Source organism: Amycolatopsis sp. NPDC003861 (genome assembly GCF_053605405.1).
In genome coordinates this window covers 1-16884 of sequence record NZ_JBSGJD010000086.1, presented here as the reverse complement: position 1 = coordinate 16884, position 16884 = coordinate 1, and the positions used below count along the sequence as shown (strand labels likewise).

The 16884-nt window shown below is 72.2% G+C and carries 19 protein-coding genes; 10 read left to right on the top strand and 9 right to left on the bottom strand.

Features of this window, described 5'->3' with window-relative positions:
• Positions 1-18: 18 nt before the first annotated feature.
• The gene (locus tag ACWEVN_RS21990; protein ID WP_449684108.1) at positions 19-504 is read left to right on the top strand and encodes a hypothetical protein; all 486 of its coding nucleotides are present in this window, start codon (positions 19-21) and stop codon (positions 502-504) included.
• A 73-nt stretch (positions 505-577) separates the two neighbouring features.
• On the opposite strand, the gene ACWEVN_RS21985 is transcribed toward ACWEVN_RS21990, so the two are convergent.
• A complete protein-coding gene (locus tag ACWEVN_RS21985; protein ID WP_449684109.1) occupies positions 578-1537 on the bottom strand; it encodes a chitinase in 960 nt (319 codons plus the stop codon).
• 218 nt (positions 1538-1755) lie between these two features.
• Here ACWEVN_RS21985 and ACWEVN_RS21980 point away from each other — a divergent pair, with 218 nt between their 5' ends.
• On the top strand, positions 1756-3036 hold the full coding sequence (locus tag ACWEVN_RS21980) for a diguanylate cyclase (protein ID WP_452052522.1): 1281 nt from the start codon (positions 1756-1758) through the stop codon (positions 3034-3036).
• Positions 3037-3184: 148 nt separating this feature from the next.
• A complete protein-coding gene (locus ACWEVN_RS21975; protein ID WP_452052510.1) occupies positions 3185-3613 on the top strand; it encodes a hypothetical protein in 429 nt (142 codons plus the stop codon).
• A 3-nt stretch (positions 3614-3616) separates the two neighbouring features.
• On the opposite strand, the gene ACWEVN_RS21970 is transcribed toward ACWEVN_RS21975, so the two are convergent.
• Both ACWEVN_RS21970 and ACWEVN_RS21965 read right to left on the bottom strand, forming a co-directional pair.
• Complete coding sequence (locus tag ACWEVN_RS21970) at positions 3617-4579, bottom strand: isopenicillin N synthase family dioxygenase (protein WP_449684112.1); 963 nt, start codon at positions 4577-4579, stop codon at positions 3617-3619.
• A gap of 38 nt (positions 4580-4617) precedes the next feature.
• On the bottom strand, positions 4618-5076 hold the full coding sequence (locus tag ACWEVN_RS21965) for a nucleoside deaminase (RefSeq protein ID WP_310977054.1): 459 nt from the start codon (positions 5074-5076) through the stop codon (positions 4618-4620).
• A gap of 111 nt (positions 5077-5187) precedes the next feature.
• Here ACWEVN_RS21965 and ACWEVN_RS21960 point away from each other — a divergent pair, with 111 nt between their 5' ends.
• Entirely contained in the window at positions 5188-6144 is a 957-nt protein-coding gene (locus ACWEVN_RS21960) for a helix-turn-helix transcriptional regulator (protein ID WP_452052509.1), read from the top strand.
• On the opposite strand, the gene ACWEVN_RS21955 is transcribed toward ACWEVN_RS21960, so the two are convergent.
• Complete coding sequence (locus ACWEVN_RS21955) at positions 6141-7226, bottom strand: winged helix DNA-binding domain-containing protein (protein ID WP_452052508.1); 1086 nt, start codon at positions 7224-7226, stop codon at positions 6141-6143. The two genes, ACWEVN_RS21960 and ACWEVN_RS21955, sit on opposite strands and share 4 nt — an antisense overlap.
• Positions 7227-7251: 25 nt before the next feature.
• Positions 7252-7869, bottom strand: a complete 618-nt coding sequence (locus ACWEVN_RS21950) for a TetR/AcrR family transcriptional regulator (protein ID WP_449679087.1) — start codon at positions 7867-7869, stop codon at positions 7252-7254.
• 191 nt (positions 7870-8060) lie between these two features.
• Between ACWEVN_RS21950 and ACWEVN_RS21945 the strand changes: the two genes are divergently transcribed.
• Together ACWEVN_RS21945 and ACWEVN_RS21940 are read left to right on the top strand one after the other, a co-directional pair.
• Positions 8061-8351: a VOC family protein gene (locus ACWEVN_RS21945; RefSeq protein ID WP_452052507.1), complete on the top strand. Its 291-nt coding sequence runs from the start codon at positions 8061-8063 to the stop codon at positions 8349-8351.
• A gap of 77 nt (positions 8352-8428) precedes the next feature.
• Positions 8429-9637, top strand: a complete 1209-nt coding sequence (locus ACWEVN_RS21940; RefSeq protein WP_449684116.1) for an Ig-like domain-containing protein — start codon at positions 8429-8431, stop codon at positions 9635-9637.
• Position 9638: 1 nt separating this feature from the next.
• Here ACWEVN_RS21940 and ACWEVN_RS21935 read toward each other — a convergent pair whose 3' ends face one another.
• On the bottom strand, positions 9639-10148 hold the full coding sequence (locus tag ACWEVN_RS21935; protein WP_452052506.1) for a hypothetical protein: 510 nt from the start codon (positions 10146-10148) through the stop codon (positions 9639-9641).
• A 406-nt stretch (positions 10149-10554) separates the two neighbouring features.
• Here ACWEVN_RS21935 and ACWEVN_RS21930 point away from each other — a divergent pair, with 406 nt between their 5' ends.
• Positions 10555-11301 carry an SAM-dependent methyltransferase gene (locus ACWEVN_RS21930; RefSeq protein ID WP_452052505.1) on the top strand — a complete coding sequence of 249 codons (747 nt, stop codon included), beginning with the start codon at positions 10555-10557 and terminating at the stop codon, positions 11299-11301.
• Between the two features lie 103 nt (positions 11302-11404).
• Entirely contained in the window at positions 11405-12220 is an 816-nt protein-coding gene (locus tag ACWEVN_RS21925; RefSeq protein WP_452052504.1) for an endonuclease/exonuclease/phosphatase family protein, read from the top strand.
• A gap of 19 nt (positions 12221-12239) precedes the next feature.
• Here ACWEVN_RS21925 and ACWEVN_RS21920 read toward each other — a convergent pair whose 3' ends face one another.
• Positions 12240-13079 (bottom strand): helix-turn-helix transcriptional regulator, encoded by an 840-nt coding sequence (locus ACWEVN_RS21920; protein WP_452052503.1) that lies wholly within the window; start codon positions 13077-13079, stop codon positions 12240-12242.
• Between the two features lie 101 nt (positions 13080-13180).
• On the opposite strand from ACWEVN_RS21920, the gene ACWEVN_RS21915 reads away from it, so the two are divergent.
• On the top strand, positions 13181-14035 hold the full coding sequence (locus tag ACWEVN_RS21915) for an SDR family oxidoreductase (RefSeq protein ID WP_452052502.1): 855 nt from the start codon (positions 13181-13183) through the stop codon (positions 14033-14035).
• Positions 14036-14104: 69 nt separating this feature from the next.
• Here ACWEVN_RS21915 and ACWEVN_RS21910 read toward each other — a convergent pair whose 3' ends face one another.
• Entirely contained in the window at positions 14105-14812 is a 708-nt protein-coding gene (locus ACWEVN_RS21910; protein ID WP_452052501.1) for a VOC family protein, read from the bottom strand.
• Positions 14813-14883: 71 nt separating this feature from the next.
• Between ACWEVN_RS21910 and ACWEVN_RS21905 the strand changes: the two genes are divergently transcribed.
• Positions 14884-15375: a GNAT family N-acetyltransferase gene (locus tag ACWEVN_RS21905; protein WP_452052500.1), complete on the top strand. Its 492-nt coding sequence runs from the start codon at positions 14884-14886 to the stop codon at positions 15373-15375.
• Here the strand turns inward: ACWEVN_RS21905 and ACWEVN_RS21900 are convergent.
• Positions 15356-16783, bottom strand: a complete 1428-nt coding sequence (locus ACWEVN_RS21900) for an MFS transporter (RefSeq protein ID WP_452052499.1) — start codon at positions 16781-16783, stop codon at positions 15356-15358. The two genes, ACWEVN_RS21905 and ACWEVN_RS21900, sit on opposite strands and share 20 nt — an antisense overlap.
• Positions 16784-16884: the final 101 nt, after the last annotated feature.

The window sequence follows — 16884 nt, the reverse complement described above, 5'->3', positions numbered from 1 at the left end:
TACGGGTGGAGGTCGTGCATGACGCGCAGTGCGCGCAGGCGACGGGACCGGGTCACGGTCGACGAACTGCTCCGGCAGACCGGGGAACGGCCGCGCAAGCCGGGGTCGCGGGCGGCCGAGCTCGCCGCGCGCCGGGGTACCGGGGCCGAACCGGGGCCCAGCGGGGTGGCACGGATGGCCTTGGCGTCGGCGGTGATCGTCGTGCTGGGCGGGCTGGTGGTCGTGCTCGCCATGCGCCCGGACTCCGTGCCCGGTGACCGGCAGTTCCCGCAGCTGCAGCCGGCCACCGCCGTCCCGACGTCGACCGCGCTCGCCGTCCCGACCGAGACCACCACGCCGTCGCCGGTCGTGATGCACGCGCGCCGGACGCCCACGCCGACCCCGACCGTCACGGTCGAGCTGCCGCCCCCGCCCACCACCTCGAGTTCGGCGCCGTCCGGCTGGGACCCGCGGTGGAACTACTACGGCTGCTACCCGTACTCCTGCGGCGGCGGGCGCCGCTGACCCCGCGAAGGCCCCCTCACCGACCCCGATGCCGGTGAGAGGGCCCCCGACAGCCCCACTACGGGTCCGGATGTCAGCCGGTGTAGCCGGCGACGATCTTGGTGAACGCGTACTTGTCCTGGCTGATGCCGCTGCACTCGCCGCCACCGCTGCAGTCGCGGTTGGTGGCCCAGAACGTGAAGCGGGCCAGGTGGTGGCTGGCCGCGTAGCCGCGGATGGAGTTGAAGTTGGCCACCGTGACCGTCTCGCCCGCGTTGTCGGTCTTGCCGTTCATCGAGGAGAGGCCGCTGTGCCGGTAGGCGGTGTCGTCGTTCCAGCCGAACGTGGTCTTGAGCTGGTTCTTCAGCCCGTCGACCGCGGACTTCGTCAGCGCCGCCATGTCGCCGCCGCTGGAGAAGTCGAACGGCATGACCGACCAGACGTCGACGGGGGCGCCGATCGCCTTGGCCTGGTTGATCAGGCGCTTGCCCCAGGAGTCGGGGCCGGTCGTGGTGGTGCCGATGGTGATGACGACCTTGAGGTTCGGGTTCTTTTGCTTGGTCAGCTTCACCGCGTTCAGGATGCGGTCCTGCACGGTGTTGTTCTGGAACTCGTCGGTGTTCTCGATGTCGAGGTCGATCGCCTTGAGGCCGTAGGCGTCGATCACCTTCTGGTAGGCGCCCGCCAGCGCGGAGGCCGACGTGCACTTCGAGCCCAGCTTCGTGCCGGACCAGCCGCCGAAGGAGGGGATCACGTCCCCGCCCGCGTTGCGGATGTTCTGGATCATCGTCTTGTCCGAGCCGGTCAGCGACCGGGTGCCGTCCCACTTGGGGTTGCAGGTCCCGTCGGACAGCACGAACGCGAGCGTAAACGCTTTCACGCCGGTCGCGGACATCGCGGCGGACGGGCTGGTCTGCCCGCCCCACTGGTACAGGTACGGCGAGGCGAGCACCGGGTCGACCGCGGCCATGGCCTGCGGGGCGAGCCCGACCGTCGTCGCCAGCGCGGCCGAAGCCGCGGCGGCGAGGGTGAGGAGACGGCGCACTGATTTCACGGGGGTCCTCCAAAAGCGCAGGTGGAGCACCTCCGGTTTGAGGCGGCGGGATCAACCCGGGAGGAGTGCTGTGTGCCACCACACAGTGGACTAGACCAATATGGTGTGTCAACCCTCCGTCGGTCGGAAAATGACCCACGGAGCCTTCGGTTGCCGACGATGTCAAATTCCCCTGAAGGCGGATCGACATGAGCCTGCGTTCCGGCTACTTTGCCGAGATGGTGGGGGATTCCACGGTCGCCGCCGGCGGGGAACGCCGCCCGGGCCGGTTCCTGCCCGCCCTCGTCCCGCGACACTGGTCCCTGCGCCGGTGGGCGCTGTGGCGGCTGCCGCGCCGCGGCCAGGTCTGCTACCTCCTCGGGATCGACCTCCTCGCCGTCGCCGCGGTCGTGCTCGCCGCCCTCCGCTTCCCGCCGCTCGCCGCGATGCTGCCGCCGTTCGCGCTGCTCACGGCCGGGATGCTGGTCTCGGCGGAGCTCGCGCGGCCGGTCGAACGCCACCGCGAGGACACCCCCCTGGGGCCCGGCGTCGACACGCCGTGGGTCTTCGCCGGGGTGCTCGTGCTCCGGCCCGGCCTGGCCGTCGCGCTGGTCGTGCTCTCGGCGCTGCACCAGTGGTTCCGGGTCCGCAGAAGACCCGTCCACCGGCAGGTGTTCGGCGCCGCGGCGACGGCGCTGGCCGGGCTGTCCGCCGGTGCCTTCCTCACCGCGACCGGCGTCCGGCCGCTCGGCGGGGTCCTCGACGCGCGGACCGTCCTCCTGCTGACCGTCGCCGGGCTGGTCTTCCTCGCGGTGAACGCCGCGCTCGTGACCGGCGCCGACGGGCCCCGCCGGCCACGCGAGGCCGCGCCGGGGCACGCCTTCGACGCCGCGATGACGGCGTTCGGCCTTCCGCTCGCCTGGGCCGCCGTCGCCGCGCCGCTGCTGGTCCCGGTGCTGGCGGGCGCCACCGTCGTGCTGCACCGCGGCGGGCTGGGCAGCGGCCGCCGCGACCACGTCACCCTCGATCCGGGCACCGGCGTGCTGACCGCCGCCTCCTGGCGCGGCGCCGCCGAGGCCCGGCTGGATCGCCCCGGCGGTCCCGGCCCGGCCGTGCTGGTGCTCGACCTCGACCACTTCCGCCTCCTCAACGACCGCTACGGCGCCCGGATCGGCGACGCCGTGCTGCGCGCAGTCGCCGGCACCCTGCGCGACGAGGTCCGGGCCGCCGACCTGGTGGGCCGCTCCGGCGGCGAGGAGTTCGCGGTGCTGCTGCCCGGCACCGGCCCGTTCGACGCGATGGCGATCGCCGAGCGCATCCGCCTGCGCATCGCCTCGACGCTGGTGGCCCTGAAGGCCTCGGGCGACGGCCCGCAGTTCGTCGGGGTGACGGTCTCGATCGGCGTGGCGGGCTGCGCGGACGGGCTCCTCGACGACGCGCTGCTGGCCGCGGAACAGGCGTTGCTGCAGGCGAAGGCGGAGGGCCGGAACCGGACGGTCTGCGCCGAACCGGAGCCGTGACCTTCCCGTCAGGGAGCGGGTGCAACCGGCAATTCCCTGGGGCGTATTGATGGTTGTGCAGACGGCGAGGGGCCGTCGATGACACCGGGGGAACCAAATGTTTTCGAAGGTTGATTTCGCGCGCGCCGGTGCCGGTACCGGAATCGTGGTGGCGGCGGTATTCGTCCTTTCGGCCTGCGGCGGTCAGCAGGATCCGCCGAGCGCCGCACCGGCCGCACCGACGGTGCCGGGCACGACCGTGACGGCGACGACGGCCACCAAGGCGCCCGCTCCCGTGCAGGTGACGGAGCCGGTGCCGGCCAAGGCGGCGAACGTCTGCGCCTCGGCGACCAAGGCCACGCTGGAAGCCGCGTTCAAGGCGAACAGGCAGGCGTCGGAGGCGCTGGTGGTGGACAGCCGGGGCCTGCAGCGCATCGAATGCGAGGCGTCCTGGGCGTTCGCGCATTTCACCAACGAAATCGACGGTGGCCGCATGCTGTTCGCGCACCGGAACGGGAAATGGGTGCTGTTGCATGGTGGCACCGGCCAGATCTGCGACGAAGTCCCGGCCGCGATCGCCCGGAAGATCTGCGACTGAGCCTCAGCTCATGGTGATCGCGTCCAGCTTCTCCTTCAGGTACTGCGACGCGATCACCTCGGGGTAGGTCCGGGTCCCCAGCGGCGGCGCCAGTGACGTGATCCGCGCGTCGTGGTCGGTCTCGTAGAAGAAGATCAACGACACGAGGTCCTCGTCGGGCGCCGTCGCGGCCGGTGGGAGGACGCGGTGGCGGGTCGACCGCCAGCGGTCACCCGTCCAGCGGGCCATCAGGTCGCCGATGTTCACCGTGAACGCCTCCGGGTGGAACGGCGCGTCCTCCCACTCGCCCTCGGCCGTGCAGACCTGCAGGCCGCCGACCCCGGCCTGGCGGTCGAGCACCGTGACCGTGCCGAAGTCGGTGTGCGGGCCGATCCGGAACTGGTCCGGTGCCGGGGTGCCGACGTGGGTCATCGGCGGGTACCAGTTGATGTTGAACGTGTACGTCGGGTGCCCGGTGTGCCGGGTGAAGTGGCTCTGGGCGAGGCCGAGCGCCGCGGCGAAGATCTCCAGGAGGTGGTCGGCCAGCGCCCGCATCCGGCGCATGTACTCGGTGGCCGCCTCGCCGAGCCCGGGCACCTCGTGCGGCCAGACGTTGGGCTGGAACCAGAACCCGTCGACCTCGGCGACGCCGGTGCGGGTGTCCGCGCCCGCCGAGTAGGACTCCTTGAGGTCGGGCGGGGTCTCGGTGCCTTCGGCGTAGCCGTTGGCCTCGACGCCGGGCGGCAGCCAGCCGCGGCCGCCGACCGTGACGGCGTAGCGCTGCTTGACGTCCTCGGGCAGCGCGAAGAACTCCCGCGCCAGCTCGCGCGTCCGGTGACGCAGGTCGTCCGGGACGCCGTGCCCGGTGACCAGCAGGAAGCCGGACTCCCGCAGCGCCTGGTCGATCCGGCCCGCCACTTCGGCCCGGCCCTCGGACGTGCCCGCGAACCACGGCGAAAGGTCCACGAGCGGAACGGATGACGGCATACCGGCTCCTGTAGGGCGCTGTCTTCTTCTACTCTGTCCTATTCGGACTTCTCGACCCCGATGTCCTCGAACCACAGGTCCGGGCGCGCGGCGATGAACTCCGTCATCAGCGCGGTGCAGCCGGGATCGCCGAGCAGGGTGATCTCCACCCCGAGCCCGGCGAGCCAGTCGTGCCCGCCGTGGAACGTCTCGGCCTCACCGATGACGACGTGCCCGATACCGAACTGACGGACGAGCCCGGAGCAGTACCAGCACGGCGAAAGCGTGGTGACCATGATCGTGTCGCGGTAGTGCGGGCGGCGGCCGGCGTTGCGGAAGGCCGCGGTCTCGGCGTGCATCGACGGGTCGCCGTCCTGCACGCGCCGGTTGTGCCCGCGGCCCAGCAGTGTGCCCGCGGAGTCGAACAGCGCGGCCCCGATCGGCACGCCCCCTTCGGCCCGGCCCAGCTCGGCTTCTTCGCGGGCGACGGCGAGCAGGGCGTGCGGATCGATCGGCATGCGTCACTCTTTCCGGCCGGGGTGGTGCCTGGCAAGTGCTGGACGGCGAGACTGCACCTTCCGGCGGATCACGGACAGAGGCTGTCCGCGATGTCTGGCACACTGCGTGCCGTGTACGGCACATCGGAACGGCTGCTCAGGCTGCTGTCGCTGCTGCAGGCGCGCCGGGACTGGCCGGGTGCCGACCTCGCGGCGAGGCTCGAGGTCGACGTCCGCACGATCCGCCGGGACGTCGAGCGGCTGCGGTCCCTCGGCTACCCGGTGCACGCGACGCCGGGGGTGGCGGGCGGCTACCGGCTGGGCGCGGGCGCGGCGCTGCCGCCGTTGCTGCTGGACGACGACGAGGCGGTGGCGGTCGCGGTCGGCCTGCGCACGGCCGCGAGCGGCACGGTCAGCGGCATCGAGGAGACGTCGGTGCGGGCGCTGGCGAAGCTGGAGCAGGTGCTGCCCGCCCGATTGCGGCCGCGCGTGGGTGCCCTGCAGGCGGCGACGCTGTCCCTGCCCGGGGCCGGCCCGACGGTGGACGCCTCGGTGCTGACGGTGCTCGCGGCGGCCTGCCGCGACCAGGAACGGCTGCACTTCGGGTACGACGACCGGTCCGGCGCCGCGACGCAGCGGTCGGTCGAGCCGCTGCGGCTGGTCTGCACCGGGCGGCGCTGGTACCTGGTCGCCTTCGACCTCGACCGCGAGGACTGGCGCACGTTCCGGGTCGACCGGATCGACGGGGTGCCGTCGGTGGGCTTCCGCTTCCCGCCGCGCGAGCCGCCGGCCGCGGACCTGGCGGAGTACGTCTCGCGGCAGATTTCGACGGCGCCGTACTCGCACCGGATGGTCCTGCGGGTGGCCGCCCCGGCGGCGGTGCTGGCCCGGCGCATCCCGCCGTCGGCGGGCGTGGTGGAGGAGATCGACGAGGGCAGCTGCCGGGTCCGGACCGGGTCGAACAACCTGGACGCGGTGCCGTACCACCTGGCCCAGCTGGGGTACGACTTCGTCATCGAGGAGGCCCCGCCGGGCCTGGTGGAGCGGCTGCGGCAGGTGGCGGAGCGGTTCTCGCGGGCGGTGGGTTAGCTCAGCCGCACCTCGTCGTTCTCTCCGTCGCTCAGGAACGTGGCCACCGCGCTCCCTTCGGCCGTGACCTCGCCGCGTTCGGTCTTCGTCAGGGGCCGCAGCGGGTGCACCACGACCGCGCCGTCGGGCACCGTCCAGGTCGCCGAGACGCGGCCGTCGACCAGGACCACCCGTTCGCCGGCCACGGAGAGCCCGCGGTGGGCGTCGTCGATGATGCGGGTCCGGTCGTCGTAGCCGAGGATCGCGTTGTCGAACGCCGGCAGGAACCGGACCGGCGCGGGGGTTCCCGGGTCGGGCCGCGGCGCTTCGGGCAGGTCGAGCAGCTCGCGGCCGCGCTCGTCGCGGAAGGCCACCAGTTCCTCGCGCACCGCCTTCACCGCGCCCGGCAGGCCGGTCAGGCCGGACCACGCGCGCAGGTCGGCGGTCGCCGCCGGGCCGTACGCCGCCAGGTAGCGCCGGACCAGCGTCCGCCCGACACCGTCGTCCGGATCGAGGGGGTCGGCGTCGCGGCCGAGCCAGGCGGAGAGGGGCAGGTTCCGCACGCCCGCCTTGATCCGCCACAGCCCACGCGGGGGCAGCTGCGCCGACGGGATCAGCGCGGCCACCAGCAGTTCGCCGAGCGGACGCGGGCCCGGATCGGGCCATCGGCCGGCGACGGCCCGCGCGAGTTCGCCCATCGAGCGGGGCTCGCCGTCGGCCAGCACCGCCCGGCCCGCCGCGGCGAGCTCGGCGAAGTCCACGCCCGCGAGTTCGCTGCGGTAGGTGGTGACGACCCGCTGCCGCAGCATGGTGTCGAACCGGCTTCGCCACGCGAGGACGTCGTCGGCGGTCAGCAGGTGGACGGTGCGGCGCATGAGGTGGGTCCGCACGACCCGGCGTCCGGTCAGCAGCGCGTCCAGCGCGGCCGGGTCGAACCCGCGCAGCCGCGACCACAGCCCGGTGAACGGTTCCTGGGGTTCCTGGGCTTGCAGGCCGCCGAGGTGGGCGACGGCGTCGAAGACGGGCAGGTCGGCGCGTTCGAGCAGCAGCTGGCGGGCGAGGGTGGCGCGGTTGAGGGTTCGCGCGTCGAGGACGGGGTGCACGGGACCACCTTGCCGCAGATAGCGGTCAGGGTGTGTCCGCTACTCCGAGCATGCGCAGGACCAGGCCGCCGTACTCCTTGCCGAGCGCGGCCGGGGTCTGGCGGGCGCGCTCGCTGTACCAGCGGGCGACGTCGACGCCGAGCGACAGGACGGCCCGGGCGGCGACGTGCGGGTCGGACACCGTGAACACGCCGCTCCCGGCGCCCTCGGCGATGACCTCCCGCACGATCCGCTCGATCCGGCGCCGCAGCTCGGCGACCACCTCGAACTCCTGCTCGGGCAGCGCCTGCAGCTCGTACTGGACGACCCGCGCGACGGTGTGGCGCCGCGCGTGCCAGGCCACGAAGTCCTCGACGATCAGCCGGATCCGCTCGACCGGGTCGGATTCCTTGGCGACGACGTTCTCGACCAGGGCGAGGGTCTGCTCGTGGCCGTACCGGCTGATGGCGAACAGCAGCGCGGCTTTCGAGGGGAAGTGCACGTAGAGCGCGGCGGGGGACATCCCCGCGGCGCCGGCGATGTCCCGCGTGGTGGTGGCGTGGTAGCCGCGCTGGGCGAAGGCCTCGACGCCGGCCAGCATGAGCCGCCGGGCGGTCTCCGGCTGCACGTCCGGCCAGAGTTCGGCCGACAGCGACATCGTCATCCGGTGATCCTCCCAGCTCGCCCGCCCGCGCGGTCGTCCCCATTGTAAGCGGGCGCTTTGTGCGGGGGGCCGGGCAGACACCCCCGGTCGAACACCCGTTCGAGGGTCGGGGTACAGTGTTCGTCGGGTGGTGGTGCGGCCGCAGGGGAAGTGCGGTTCCGCACCACCACCTTTCGAGGAGGGGATCGCGCTTGAGGACGTTGCACATCGCGCTGCGGGTGAGCGAGCTCGACCGGTCTCGCGCGTTCTGCGCCGCCGTCGGCTACGAGGTGGTCGGCGAGGTCGCCGAGACGTCGATCGGGCTCCGCGCGCTGGCGGGGCACGGGATCGAGCCGGTCGGCCCGGTGCACGACGGCGGCGGTGACGCCCCGACGACGACGCTGATCGCCGACCCCGACGGGCGCCGGATCGAACTGGTCCAGTGGCCCCCGGGCCACGCCGACGGCATGACTGCCGCCGACTGGGCGGAGGGCGGGGAGTGAACGACGGCATCGCGCCGGCGGGGAAATCGGATCGTTACACAACTTCGGGCCGCCTGGCGCGTCCGATGAGCGTGAGAATGATCCGCATGGCCGGCCTCGGCCTGGCCGCCTTTCTGCTGGCGGCGTGCAGTGGACAGTCCGAGACCGCGGGGACCGCGCAGGCGGTCGGGGTGGCCGGACCGGCCGGAACGGCGACGACGCCCGGGGTACCGGCTGCGACCGTGGCGTTCGAGGGCGGGGACCAGCTGAGCCCGAAGGACCCGATCGTCGTCAAGGCGTCCGGGGGGACGTTGCAGGCGGTCGCGGTGACGAACCCGCAGACCGGCAACGCCGTCGAAGGCGAGCTGTCGCCGGACAAGACGACGTGGACCAGCAAGGACCACCTCCGGTACGCGGCCACCTACCAGGTGGTCGCCACCGCGGTGAACCAGGCGGGCGCGGCGACCGAGCAGCGCGGGGAAGTGCACACGATCAAACCGGCCGCGGTCGCCACGCCCGCGCTCTTCCAGGCGCCGTCGGGCGACTTCGGCGTCGGCCTGGTCATCGGCCTGAAGTTCGACCACGACATCACCGACAAGGCCACCGTGGAGAAGTCCTTCAAGGTGACGTCCTCGCCCGCCCAGGAGGGCGGCTGGTACTGGGTGGGCAAGCGCGAAGTGCACTACCGGCCCAAGGACTACTGGAAGGCCGGCTCGACGGTGAAGCTCGAGACGACGACCTTCGGCACGCCGATCGGCGGCGGCTCGTACGGCGGCCAGGACGTCTCGGCCACCTACAAGATCCACGACTCCTGGATCGCCAAGGCGGACGGCAAGACCCACCAGATCAAGGCCTACCACAACGGGCAGCTGGTGAAGACCGCGCCGACCAGCATGGGCAAGACGGCGAACACCCCGCCGCGCGGCCCGACGCCGACCTTCAACGGCACGCACACCGTGCTGGGGAAGGAAGACCACAAGATCATGGACTCCTGCAGCTACGGAGTCTGCGAGGGCGACCCGGGGTACTACAAGGCGCCGGAGAACTGGAACGTCCGGATCTCCAACGACGGCGAGTACCTGCACGAGAACCTGAAGACGGTCGGCGTGCAGGGCAGCGACAACGTCTCCAACGGCTGCCTCAACATGAACACCGAGAACGCCAAGTGGTTCTTCGACAACTTCAACGTCGGCGACGTCGTCGAGGTCACCAACTCGGGCGGCCCCCAGCTGGCCATCAACAACGGCCACGGCGACTGGGCGATCAGCTGGAGCGCCTGGCAGGCCGGCAGCGCCCTGCGCGGCTGATTCAGAGGCTCTCGTAGGCGTCGCCGTCGTCGTTGAGCAGCACGTACCCGGGCGAGAGTTCGGTGAGGCAGACGCTCAGCGACGTCAGCAGCTCATCGAGGGGGACGGGGTCGAGCCCCAGCTCCGCGGCGGCTTCGGCGCGGAGCTGGTCGATCCGCGGTTCGTGTTCCTGCATCTCGGCGTAGGACGCTTCGAAGGAAGCCCGCATGGCGGCGAGATCGGGCGCGAGCGGGACGACGTCCTGCCAGGTCGGAACCCCGACGACGAGGCGGATCGCGGCGTCGAGGTCGGCGGCCAGGATTCCGGCGCTGCCTTCGGAGCCGGCGTAGAGCACGGGTCCGTCATCGTTGCCGCAGAGGAAAAAGGTGCCTCCCGAGGCATCTCCGGCAACGGCGCGCAGCGCGCCACCGGAGGCCAGCCGCACCGGTTCGACGGGATCGAGGCGGGCGACGTCGAAGTCGAACACATCGGCCAGCAGGGCGGTGGCGCGGGCGTTGAGGCGATCGAGCATGCGGGAACGATAGCCGTCCGACGGGGGAGGGGCGGACCGGTCATCGGCGATGGGGCCCCGTCCTCCACCGTGGCGTCCGCGACCGCCGCGAGTGCGGGATGCGCTGCCCGTCAGGGACCGCAGCCGCGCGGCCTGCCGGTCGAGTTGGTCGTCGGCGGGCAGGAAGGCAGGCGCCCAGCCGGAGACGTGCGGGTCCTTCGGAGTCACCGGCGAACGGTCCCACAGGCCGGCGATCCCGGCACCCTCGTTTCTGCACGATAACCGGTGGACCGCCACGGGCGATCCGCTTAGCCTCCCGGCGAACCGCGTGATCTTCCGTCCGAAGAGGTGCATTGCATGAATGTCCGGGCAGCCCGGCCGTCGCAGACCGTTGTGAACCACCCCTCGGACGTGAGGAATCCCCGAAGTGGATCTACCCCGTAGCTTCACCATCCGCGAGAGCAGCCACCGCATCCACAACCCGCTCACCAGCCGGAAGCTGGCCGACCTCGGCGAGGCGCTGAACCCGCCACCCGGCACCCGGGTGCTCGACCTGGCTTGCGGCTCCGGCGAGCTGTTGTGCACCTGGGCCCGCGATCACCGCATCACCGGGACCGGCGTCGACATCAGCACCGTGTTCCTGGCCAAGGCCCGGGCACGGGCGGTCGAACTGGGCGTGGCCGAGCAGGTCGCTTTCACCCACGGCGACGCGTCGGATCACGTCGCCGACGACCCGGTCGACATCGGGTCGTGTGTCGGAGCGACCTGGATCGGCGGTGGCGTGGCCGGCACCGTGGACCTGCTCCGACGCAGCCTGCGCCCCGGCGGGACGATGCTGATCGGCGAGCCGTACTGGCGACGGCAACCCCCGGACCAGGCCACCGTCGAAGGCTGTCACGCCACCGGCGTCGACGACTTCCGCGGCCTCCCGGAACTGCTGGAACAGTTCGGGGAGCTGGGTTGTGACGTGGTGGAGATGGTCTTGGCCGACCAGGACAGCTGGGACAGGTACGCCGCCGCGCAGTGGCTCAACACCCGCCGCTGGCTGGACGCACATCCCGACGACGAGCTGGCCGGCCGGCTGCGCGCGGAACTCGCCGACGCACCGGCGCGCCACGCCCGATACCAGCGCGAGTACCTCGGCTGGGGCGTCTTCGCACTGATGGACCGCTGACACCAGAGGCCCGGGTGAGTCCCGGCCCCGGGACTCACCCGGGCCTCGGCAAGACTGCATCGAGCTGCCCGGAAGCACCCGGCGGCGGTATCGTCCCCGGGTCATGGCGGTCGATCCTCTGCAGCCGTACGGTCCGCTGATCGGTTCGCGGCTTCGGCTGCTCACCTGGAACGTCTGGGGCCGGTTCGGGCCGTGGGAGCAACGGCAGGCCGGGATCTCCGCGATCCTCGCCGAGCAGGCTCCGGACGTCGTGGCGCTGCAGGAGGCGTGGTCGGCGCCCGATCGCGATCAAGCGCGCGAGCTCGCCGCCGCGGCGGGGCTGCGGCACCACCGGTTTTCCGGCGACCGCGTGGAAGAAGGCGTGACCTCGGGGAGTGCGGTGCTCTCCCGCTGGCCGATCGGCACCGTGGAGCCCTGGGTTCTGCCCGGGCCCGCCGGTCACGAGGGCAGCGCGCTCCGGGTCGACATCGACGGTCCGCGTGGTCCGGTCCGGCTGGTCAACGTCATGCTCGACTGGCCGCTGCACCACGCCCACGTCCGCCGGGAACAGGTCATCGAGCTCGCGCGGCGGGTGCGTGACCTGGGCCGCGGCTCGCTGACGGTGGTGTGCGGCGACTTCAACGCCGCACCGGACTGCGACGAGATCCGCATGCTCACCGGCCGCGCGGCGGGCACCGGGACGGGCTGGCACGACGCCTGGGAATTCGCCGGCGCCGGGCCGGGGCACACCTGGTCCACCGGGAACCCCTGGGCCGCGGCGGTGTTCCCCCGCGACCGGCGCATCGACTACGTCTTCTCGACATCGTTCCACCGGGGCGGAGCCGGCCAGCCGCTCCGCGCGGAGACCCTCGGCACGGCGGCAGACCACGCCACCGTGCCGTCCGACCACTACGGGGTGCTGGCCGAACTGCGCTACTGACCCGGCGGATCGTCGCGGCTCACGACGCCGGGTCGGCGGCCATTCGCTGGGTGCCCGTCGCGGCCAGGAGGTCGAGCTTTTGCCGGGCGTCGGTGCCCGGCCGGGGCGTGTAGACGACGACCCGCAGGTTCGAGCCCTGGGTGATGAGGACGTCGGAGTCGAGGTCGATCGGGCCGGCTTCGGGGTGCTCGATCAGCTTGTGCCCGCTCTGGTGCTCGGCGACCGACGCGGCCGCCCACAGTTCCCGGAAGCGATGTGCCCGCTGCAGCCGGGTGATCAGCGCCTCGATGTCCGGGTCGTCGGGGTACCGGCTGGTCGTGGCGCGCAGGTCTGCCACGAGGGACTGTTCGAACGCGGCCCGGTCCCCGGGGCTGAACCGCGCGGGGTTCGGCAGGCCCTCGAAGTGCATGAGCAGCAGGTTGCGGTGGTCGTCGGGCACCGTCGTCGGGTCGCCGAAAGTCGCCGCGAACAGCGGGTTCCAGTGCAGCAGCTGCCAAGTGGCGTCGTACACGGCGAGCGGGTGGGTGCCCAGCCGTTCCAGCAGGCGGCGGACGCTGCCGGGAATCAGCCGGGGGACGCGGTGCGGATCGGCCGAGTGCCCGGCCAGCCGTAGGAGGTGTGCGTGCTCGGCGTCCGACAGCTGCAGCGCCCGGCCCAGCGCGGTGCAGACCTGGGCGGACGGATTGGCCGCGCGTCCTTGCTCGAGCCGGACGACGTATTCGATCGAGATGCCGGCGAGGACGGCCAGTTCCTCGCGGCGGAGGCCCGGAGCGCGGCGGGGCGCTTTGTGCGGGATCCCCACGCTCGCGGGATCGAGGCGATCGCGCCATGTCCGCAGGGCCCGCCCGAGATCGTCCATGCGGCCATTGTGCGCTCAGCGCACCTCTTTCGTGGTGGTACCGGCGGTACCAGGACATGCCGTGGCTGTCTCCCGCCCGGGCCGCGGCGCAGGGTGGTCCCATGAACGCAACCCAGTCCGGCACACCCTCCGAGCTCGTGGTCGTCACGGGCGCAAGCACCGGCATCGGGCGGGCGACCGCGCAGCGGCTGGCCGCCGACGGCTTCCACGTCCTGGCGGGCGTCCGGACCGAGGCGGCCGCCGCGGAGGTGAAGGCCGGGCGCGTCGAACCGGTGCTGCTCGACATCACCGACGAGAGCCAGGTGACTGCGCTCGCCGACCGGGTTCGCGCGGACCGCCGTCCGCTGCGCGCGGTGGTCAACAACGCCGGGATCGCGGTGAACGCCCCGATCGAGGCGCTGCCGCCGGCCGAGTGGCGCCGGCAGTTCGAGGTCTCGGTGTTCGGTCAGGTCGCGGTTATCCAGGCACTGATGCCTGCTCTTCTGCAGAGCAAGGGCCGTGTCGTCAACATCGGCTCCACCGGCGGGAAGGTCGCCATGCCGGGCTTCGGTGCCTATTCCGGCGCGAAGTTCGCCATGGAAGCCGTCAGCGACTCCTTGCGTCGCGAAGTGGAGCCGTTCGGTGTCACCGTCGCCGTGATCATCCCCGGTGCGATCCGCACCAAGCTGACCGAACGCGGAAACGCGACAGCGGAACGGCTGATCGCGGGCATGACGCCGGAGCAGCGAGCCCGCTACGCCGGACTCACGAAAGCCTTCCGCGCCACCACGGAAGCCTGGGGCGTCAACGGTTTGGACGCGAGCGTCGCCGCCGAGGCCGTATCGAAGGCGATCCGGGAGCGCAGGCCGCGGACCCGGTACACCGTCGGTCGCGACGCCGCGGTGATGACCCGGCTGACGCACCTGGTCTCCGATCGTCTGCTCGACCGGATGGTGCGCCGCACGATGGGGCTCTGAGCCCGCAGCTTCCGCCGACGCCGAGCGGCAGACTACGGTGCCGCCGACATCCGGCTGCGCCGGAAGCGGTCAGAGACCCACTGTGGTGTGCGTGGAGAACTCGTTGCCGTCGGGGTCGGCCAGGACGGCGGTGCCGTCGGTGCGGGTGTCGAGGTGGGTGGCGCCGAGGGAGATCAGCCTGTCGACCGTCGCCTGGTGGTCGCCGTCGGCCGGGAGCAGTTCGAAGCGCTGCCGGTTCGGCTCCGGTGTCACGGGTGTGCCGTCCCAGGTGTCCCAGGCGATTTTCGTGCCGCCGTGGGGCGACTGGATTGCGGTCTGCGCGCCGCGGTCCCAGACCAGGGGCCAGCTCAGTGCCTCGCTCCAGAAGAGGCCGGTCTGCCGGGTGCCGGCGCAGGTGAGTTCGCCCAGGGGGCCGCACCCGGCGAGGTAGTCGTTGCCGGGCTCGATGACGCAGAATTCGTAGCCGGCCGGGTCGGCGAGGACGATGTGCGGCTCTTCGGGTTGCTGCCCGACGTCGAGGTGGCGGCCGCCGAGCTCGAGTGCCGTGGCCACGATGTGCTGCTGGTCGGTGCCGATCAAGTGCAGGTGCATCCGGTTCGCGCCGAGGCGGCCGGCGCGGCCCGGGGTGAACCGCAGGCCGAGCTGGGTGTCCTCGCCCGGGAGCAGCAGGCCGCCGGTGTCCTCGATGACTTCCCGGCCGAGCAGGCCGGCCCAGAAGCGTGCCGATTCAGCCGGGTTTTCGGTTTCGAAGGTCACCGCCAGCAGTTGCGCATGCATCACCGGAACGTAGACACCGCTCTGATGCGGCGGCAAACCATTATGGAACGTGCGCGTGAGAAATTGCTTTCATGACAGGTGAACTCGAGACCGATCGTCTGGTGCTTCGACCGTGGCGGGTGGCCGAGGCGGCCGTGCAGCGTGAGCTGTGGGCCGAACGTGATCCGCGGGTGCCGCCGCATCGGCGGATCGATGCCGCCGGGCATCCCACCGTTGCCGAGCTCGAGGAGGTGATTCGCGCGTCCGTGGGGTTGCTGGCGGTCGAGCGGAAGGCCGCCGGCGACGTCATCGGCTACTGCGGGGTGATCGAGGGCCACGAGGGACGACCGGAACTGGCGTTCGAGCTGCTGCGCCGGACCTGGGGGCAGGGCTACGCGACCGAGGCCGCGGTGGCTGTCCTGGACTGGGCCAGGTCGGCCGGGTACGAACGGTTGTGGGCCACGGTGTGGGAGTGGAACACGGCCTCGCGCCGCGTGCTGGAGAAGCTCGGGTTCGTCGAAGCCGGGCGCGAAGAGGTGGACGGGATCCACGGACCTTCTTTGGTCACCACGAAGCGGCTGTAGCACCTCGGGACGCCCGGCCGCCGATGCACAGGCCGATGGCCGCGCCTGCCAGGCACACCACCGACGTGATCAGGAAGATCGCGCGGTACTCCGTCAGCAGCGCCTCGCGGACCGCGCCGAGGTAGTCGGCGAGGGCGCGGTCGTAGGCCGGCTGGGAGGGGAACAAGATCCGGATCGGTGGGTTCAGCGATGCCGTCAGCGTGTGGAAGTAGTGCAGGCCGAAGGCGGACACCGCCGCAACGCCGATCAGCATGCCGGTCATCCGCGCGACCACGACGGCGGCCGAGGCGACGCCGTGCTGGGCGCGGGGTACCGCGCGCAGCGCCACGGCCGACAGCGGGGCGATCACCAGGCCGAGGCCCAGTCCGGCGAGCACCAGGTCGACGTCGAGGCGCGGCAGGCCCAGCACGGACCTGGCCGCGAGCACGTCCGCCGGCCAGCGGGACATCAGGAGGTAGCCGCCCGCGGCGAGCAGCATTCCGGCGCCGGCGATCCACCGCTCGCCGATGCGCATGGCGAGCAGGCCGCCGAGGAGCGCTCCGATCGGCAGCGCGACCAGGAACCTCAGGAGGAGCTCGACACTGCCGCCGTCGTCGCGGCCCAGCAGTGTCTGCGCGAACAGGTCGACGTCGACCAGGGTGATCATCAGCGCCGCCCCCGCGGCGACGCTCGTCCCGAGCGCCGTGAAGAACGGCCGGAGGGCCACGTTCGCCGTGTCGATGAGGCGGACTTGCGCGCGCGATTCCCACCAGAGGAACGCCACCAGACCGACTCCGGCGCCGATCAGGAACGGCACGCCCCACGGCGGCAGCACCTGCTCGCGCGGGTTCGGGTTGTCCAAGCCGATGACGAGCAGCGCGAGCGTGAGCGCCAGCAGCAGGACGCCGACGAGGTCCACGCGCGGCCGCTCGGCGGGTTTGCCGCCCCGGACGGAGACCTGCACCGCGACGGCGGCCAGCACGGTCAGCGGGACGTTCACCCAGAACACGCCGCGCCAGCCGGTCGCGGCGGCCAGCCCGATCCCGTAAATCGGCCCGAGCACGCTGCCGAGTTCCTGCGCGGCGCCGACGGCCCCCAGCACGGCGGAGCGGCGGTTCCCCGGCCACAGGTCCGCGGCCAGCGCGAGGGTCACCGGCAGCAGCGCGCCCCCGGCGGTCCCCTGGAGCACCCGGCCCGCGACCAGGAGCGGGACCGTGCCGGCCAGCGCGGTGAGCACCGACCCGGCGAGGAACCCGCCGAGGCAGGCCTGCAGCAGCAGCTTGCGGCCGAACCGGTCGGAGTACTGGCCGAGCAGCGGCATCGCGGCCACGTAGCCGAGCAGGTAGCCGGTGATGACCGGCGTGACGATCTCCAGCCGATTCACCGGGACGCTCAGGTCGTCGATGATCTGCCGCAGCAGGCCGACCACGACGTATCTCGGCGGTGCCCGAACTGGTTTGGTCGAGCAGCCGGACGCGGTTGGTGTTGGCGCCGGCATTGGCACGCGCACCCGTCGGGCACGTCGCCGCA

Bases quoted from the DNA above. Each gene is read 5' to 3' on its own strand.
- ACWEVN_RS21965 (WP_310977054.1), bottom strand. From the start codon at position 5,076: ATGCCGATCGATCCGCACGCCCTGCTCGCCGTCGCCCGCGAAGAAGCC.
- ACWEVN_RS21925 (WP_452052504.1), top strand. From the start codon at position 11,405: ATGGCGGTCGATCCTCTGCAGCCGTACGGTCCGCTGATCGGTTCGCGG.
- ACWEVN_RS21935 (WP_452052506.1), bottom strand. From the start codon at position 10,148: ATGCTCGATCGCCTCAACGCCCGCGCCACCGCCCTGCTGGCCGATGTG.
- ACWEVN_RS21980 (WP_452052522.1), top strand. From the start codon at position 1,756: ATGGTGGGGGATTCCACGGTCGCCGCCGGCGGGGAACGCCGCCCGGGC.
- ACWEVN_RS21950 (WP_449679087.1), bottom strand. From the start codon at position 7,869: ATGACGATGTCGCTGTCGGCCGAACTCTGGCCGGACGTGCAGCCGGAG.
- ACWEVN_RS21940 (WP_449684116.1), top strand. From the start codon at position 8,429: ATGATCCGCATGGCCGGCCTCGGCCTGGCCGCCTTTCTGCTGGCGGCG.
- ACWEVN_RS21915 (WP_452052502.1), top strand. From the start codon at position 13,181: ATGAACGCAACCCAGTCCGGCACACCCTCCGAGCTCGTGGTCGTCACG.
- ACWEVN_RS21905 (WP_452052500.1), top strand. From the start codon at position 14,884: ATGACAGGTGAACTCGAGACCGATCGTCTGGTGCTTCGACCGTGGCGG.
- ACWEVN_RS21990 (WP_449684108.1), top strand. From the start codon at position 19: ATGACGCGCAGTGCGCGCAGGCGACGGGACCGGGTCACGGTCGACGAA.
- ACWEVN_RS21920 (WP_452052503.1), bottom strand. From the start codon at position 13,079: ATGGACGATCTCGGGCGGGCCCTGCGGACATGGCGCGATCGCCTCGAT.
- ACWEVN_RS21970 (WP_449684112.1), bottom strand. From the start codon at position 4,579: ATGCCGTCATCCGTTCCGCTCGTGGACCTTTCGCCGTGGTTCGCGGGC.
- ACWEVN_RS21910 (WP_452052501.1), bottom strand. From the start codon at position 14,812: ATGCATGCGCAACTGCTGGCGGTGACCTTCGAAACCGAAAACCCGGCT.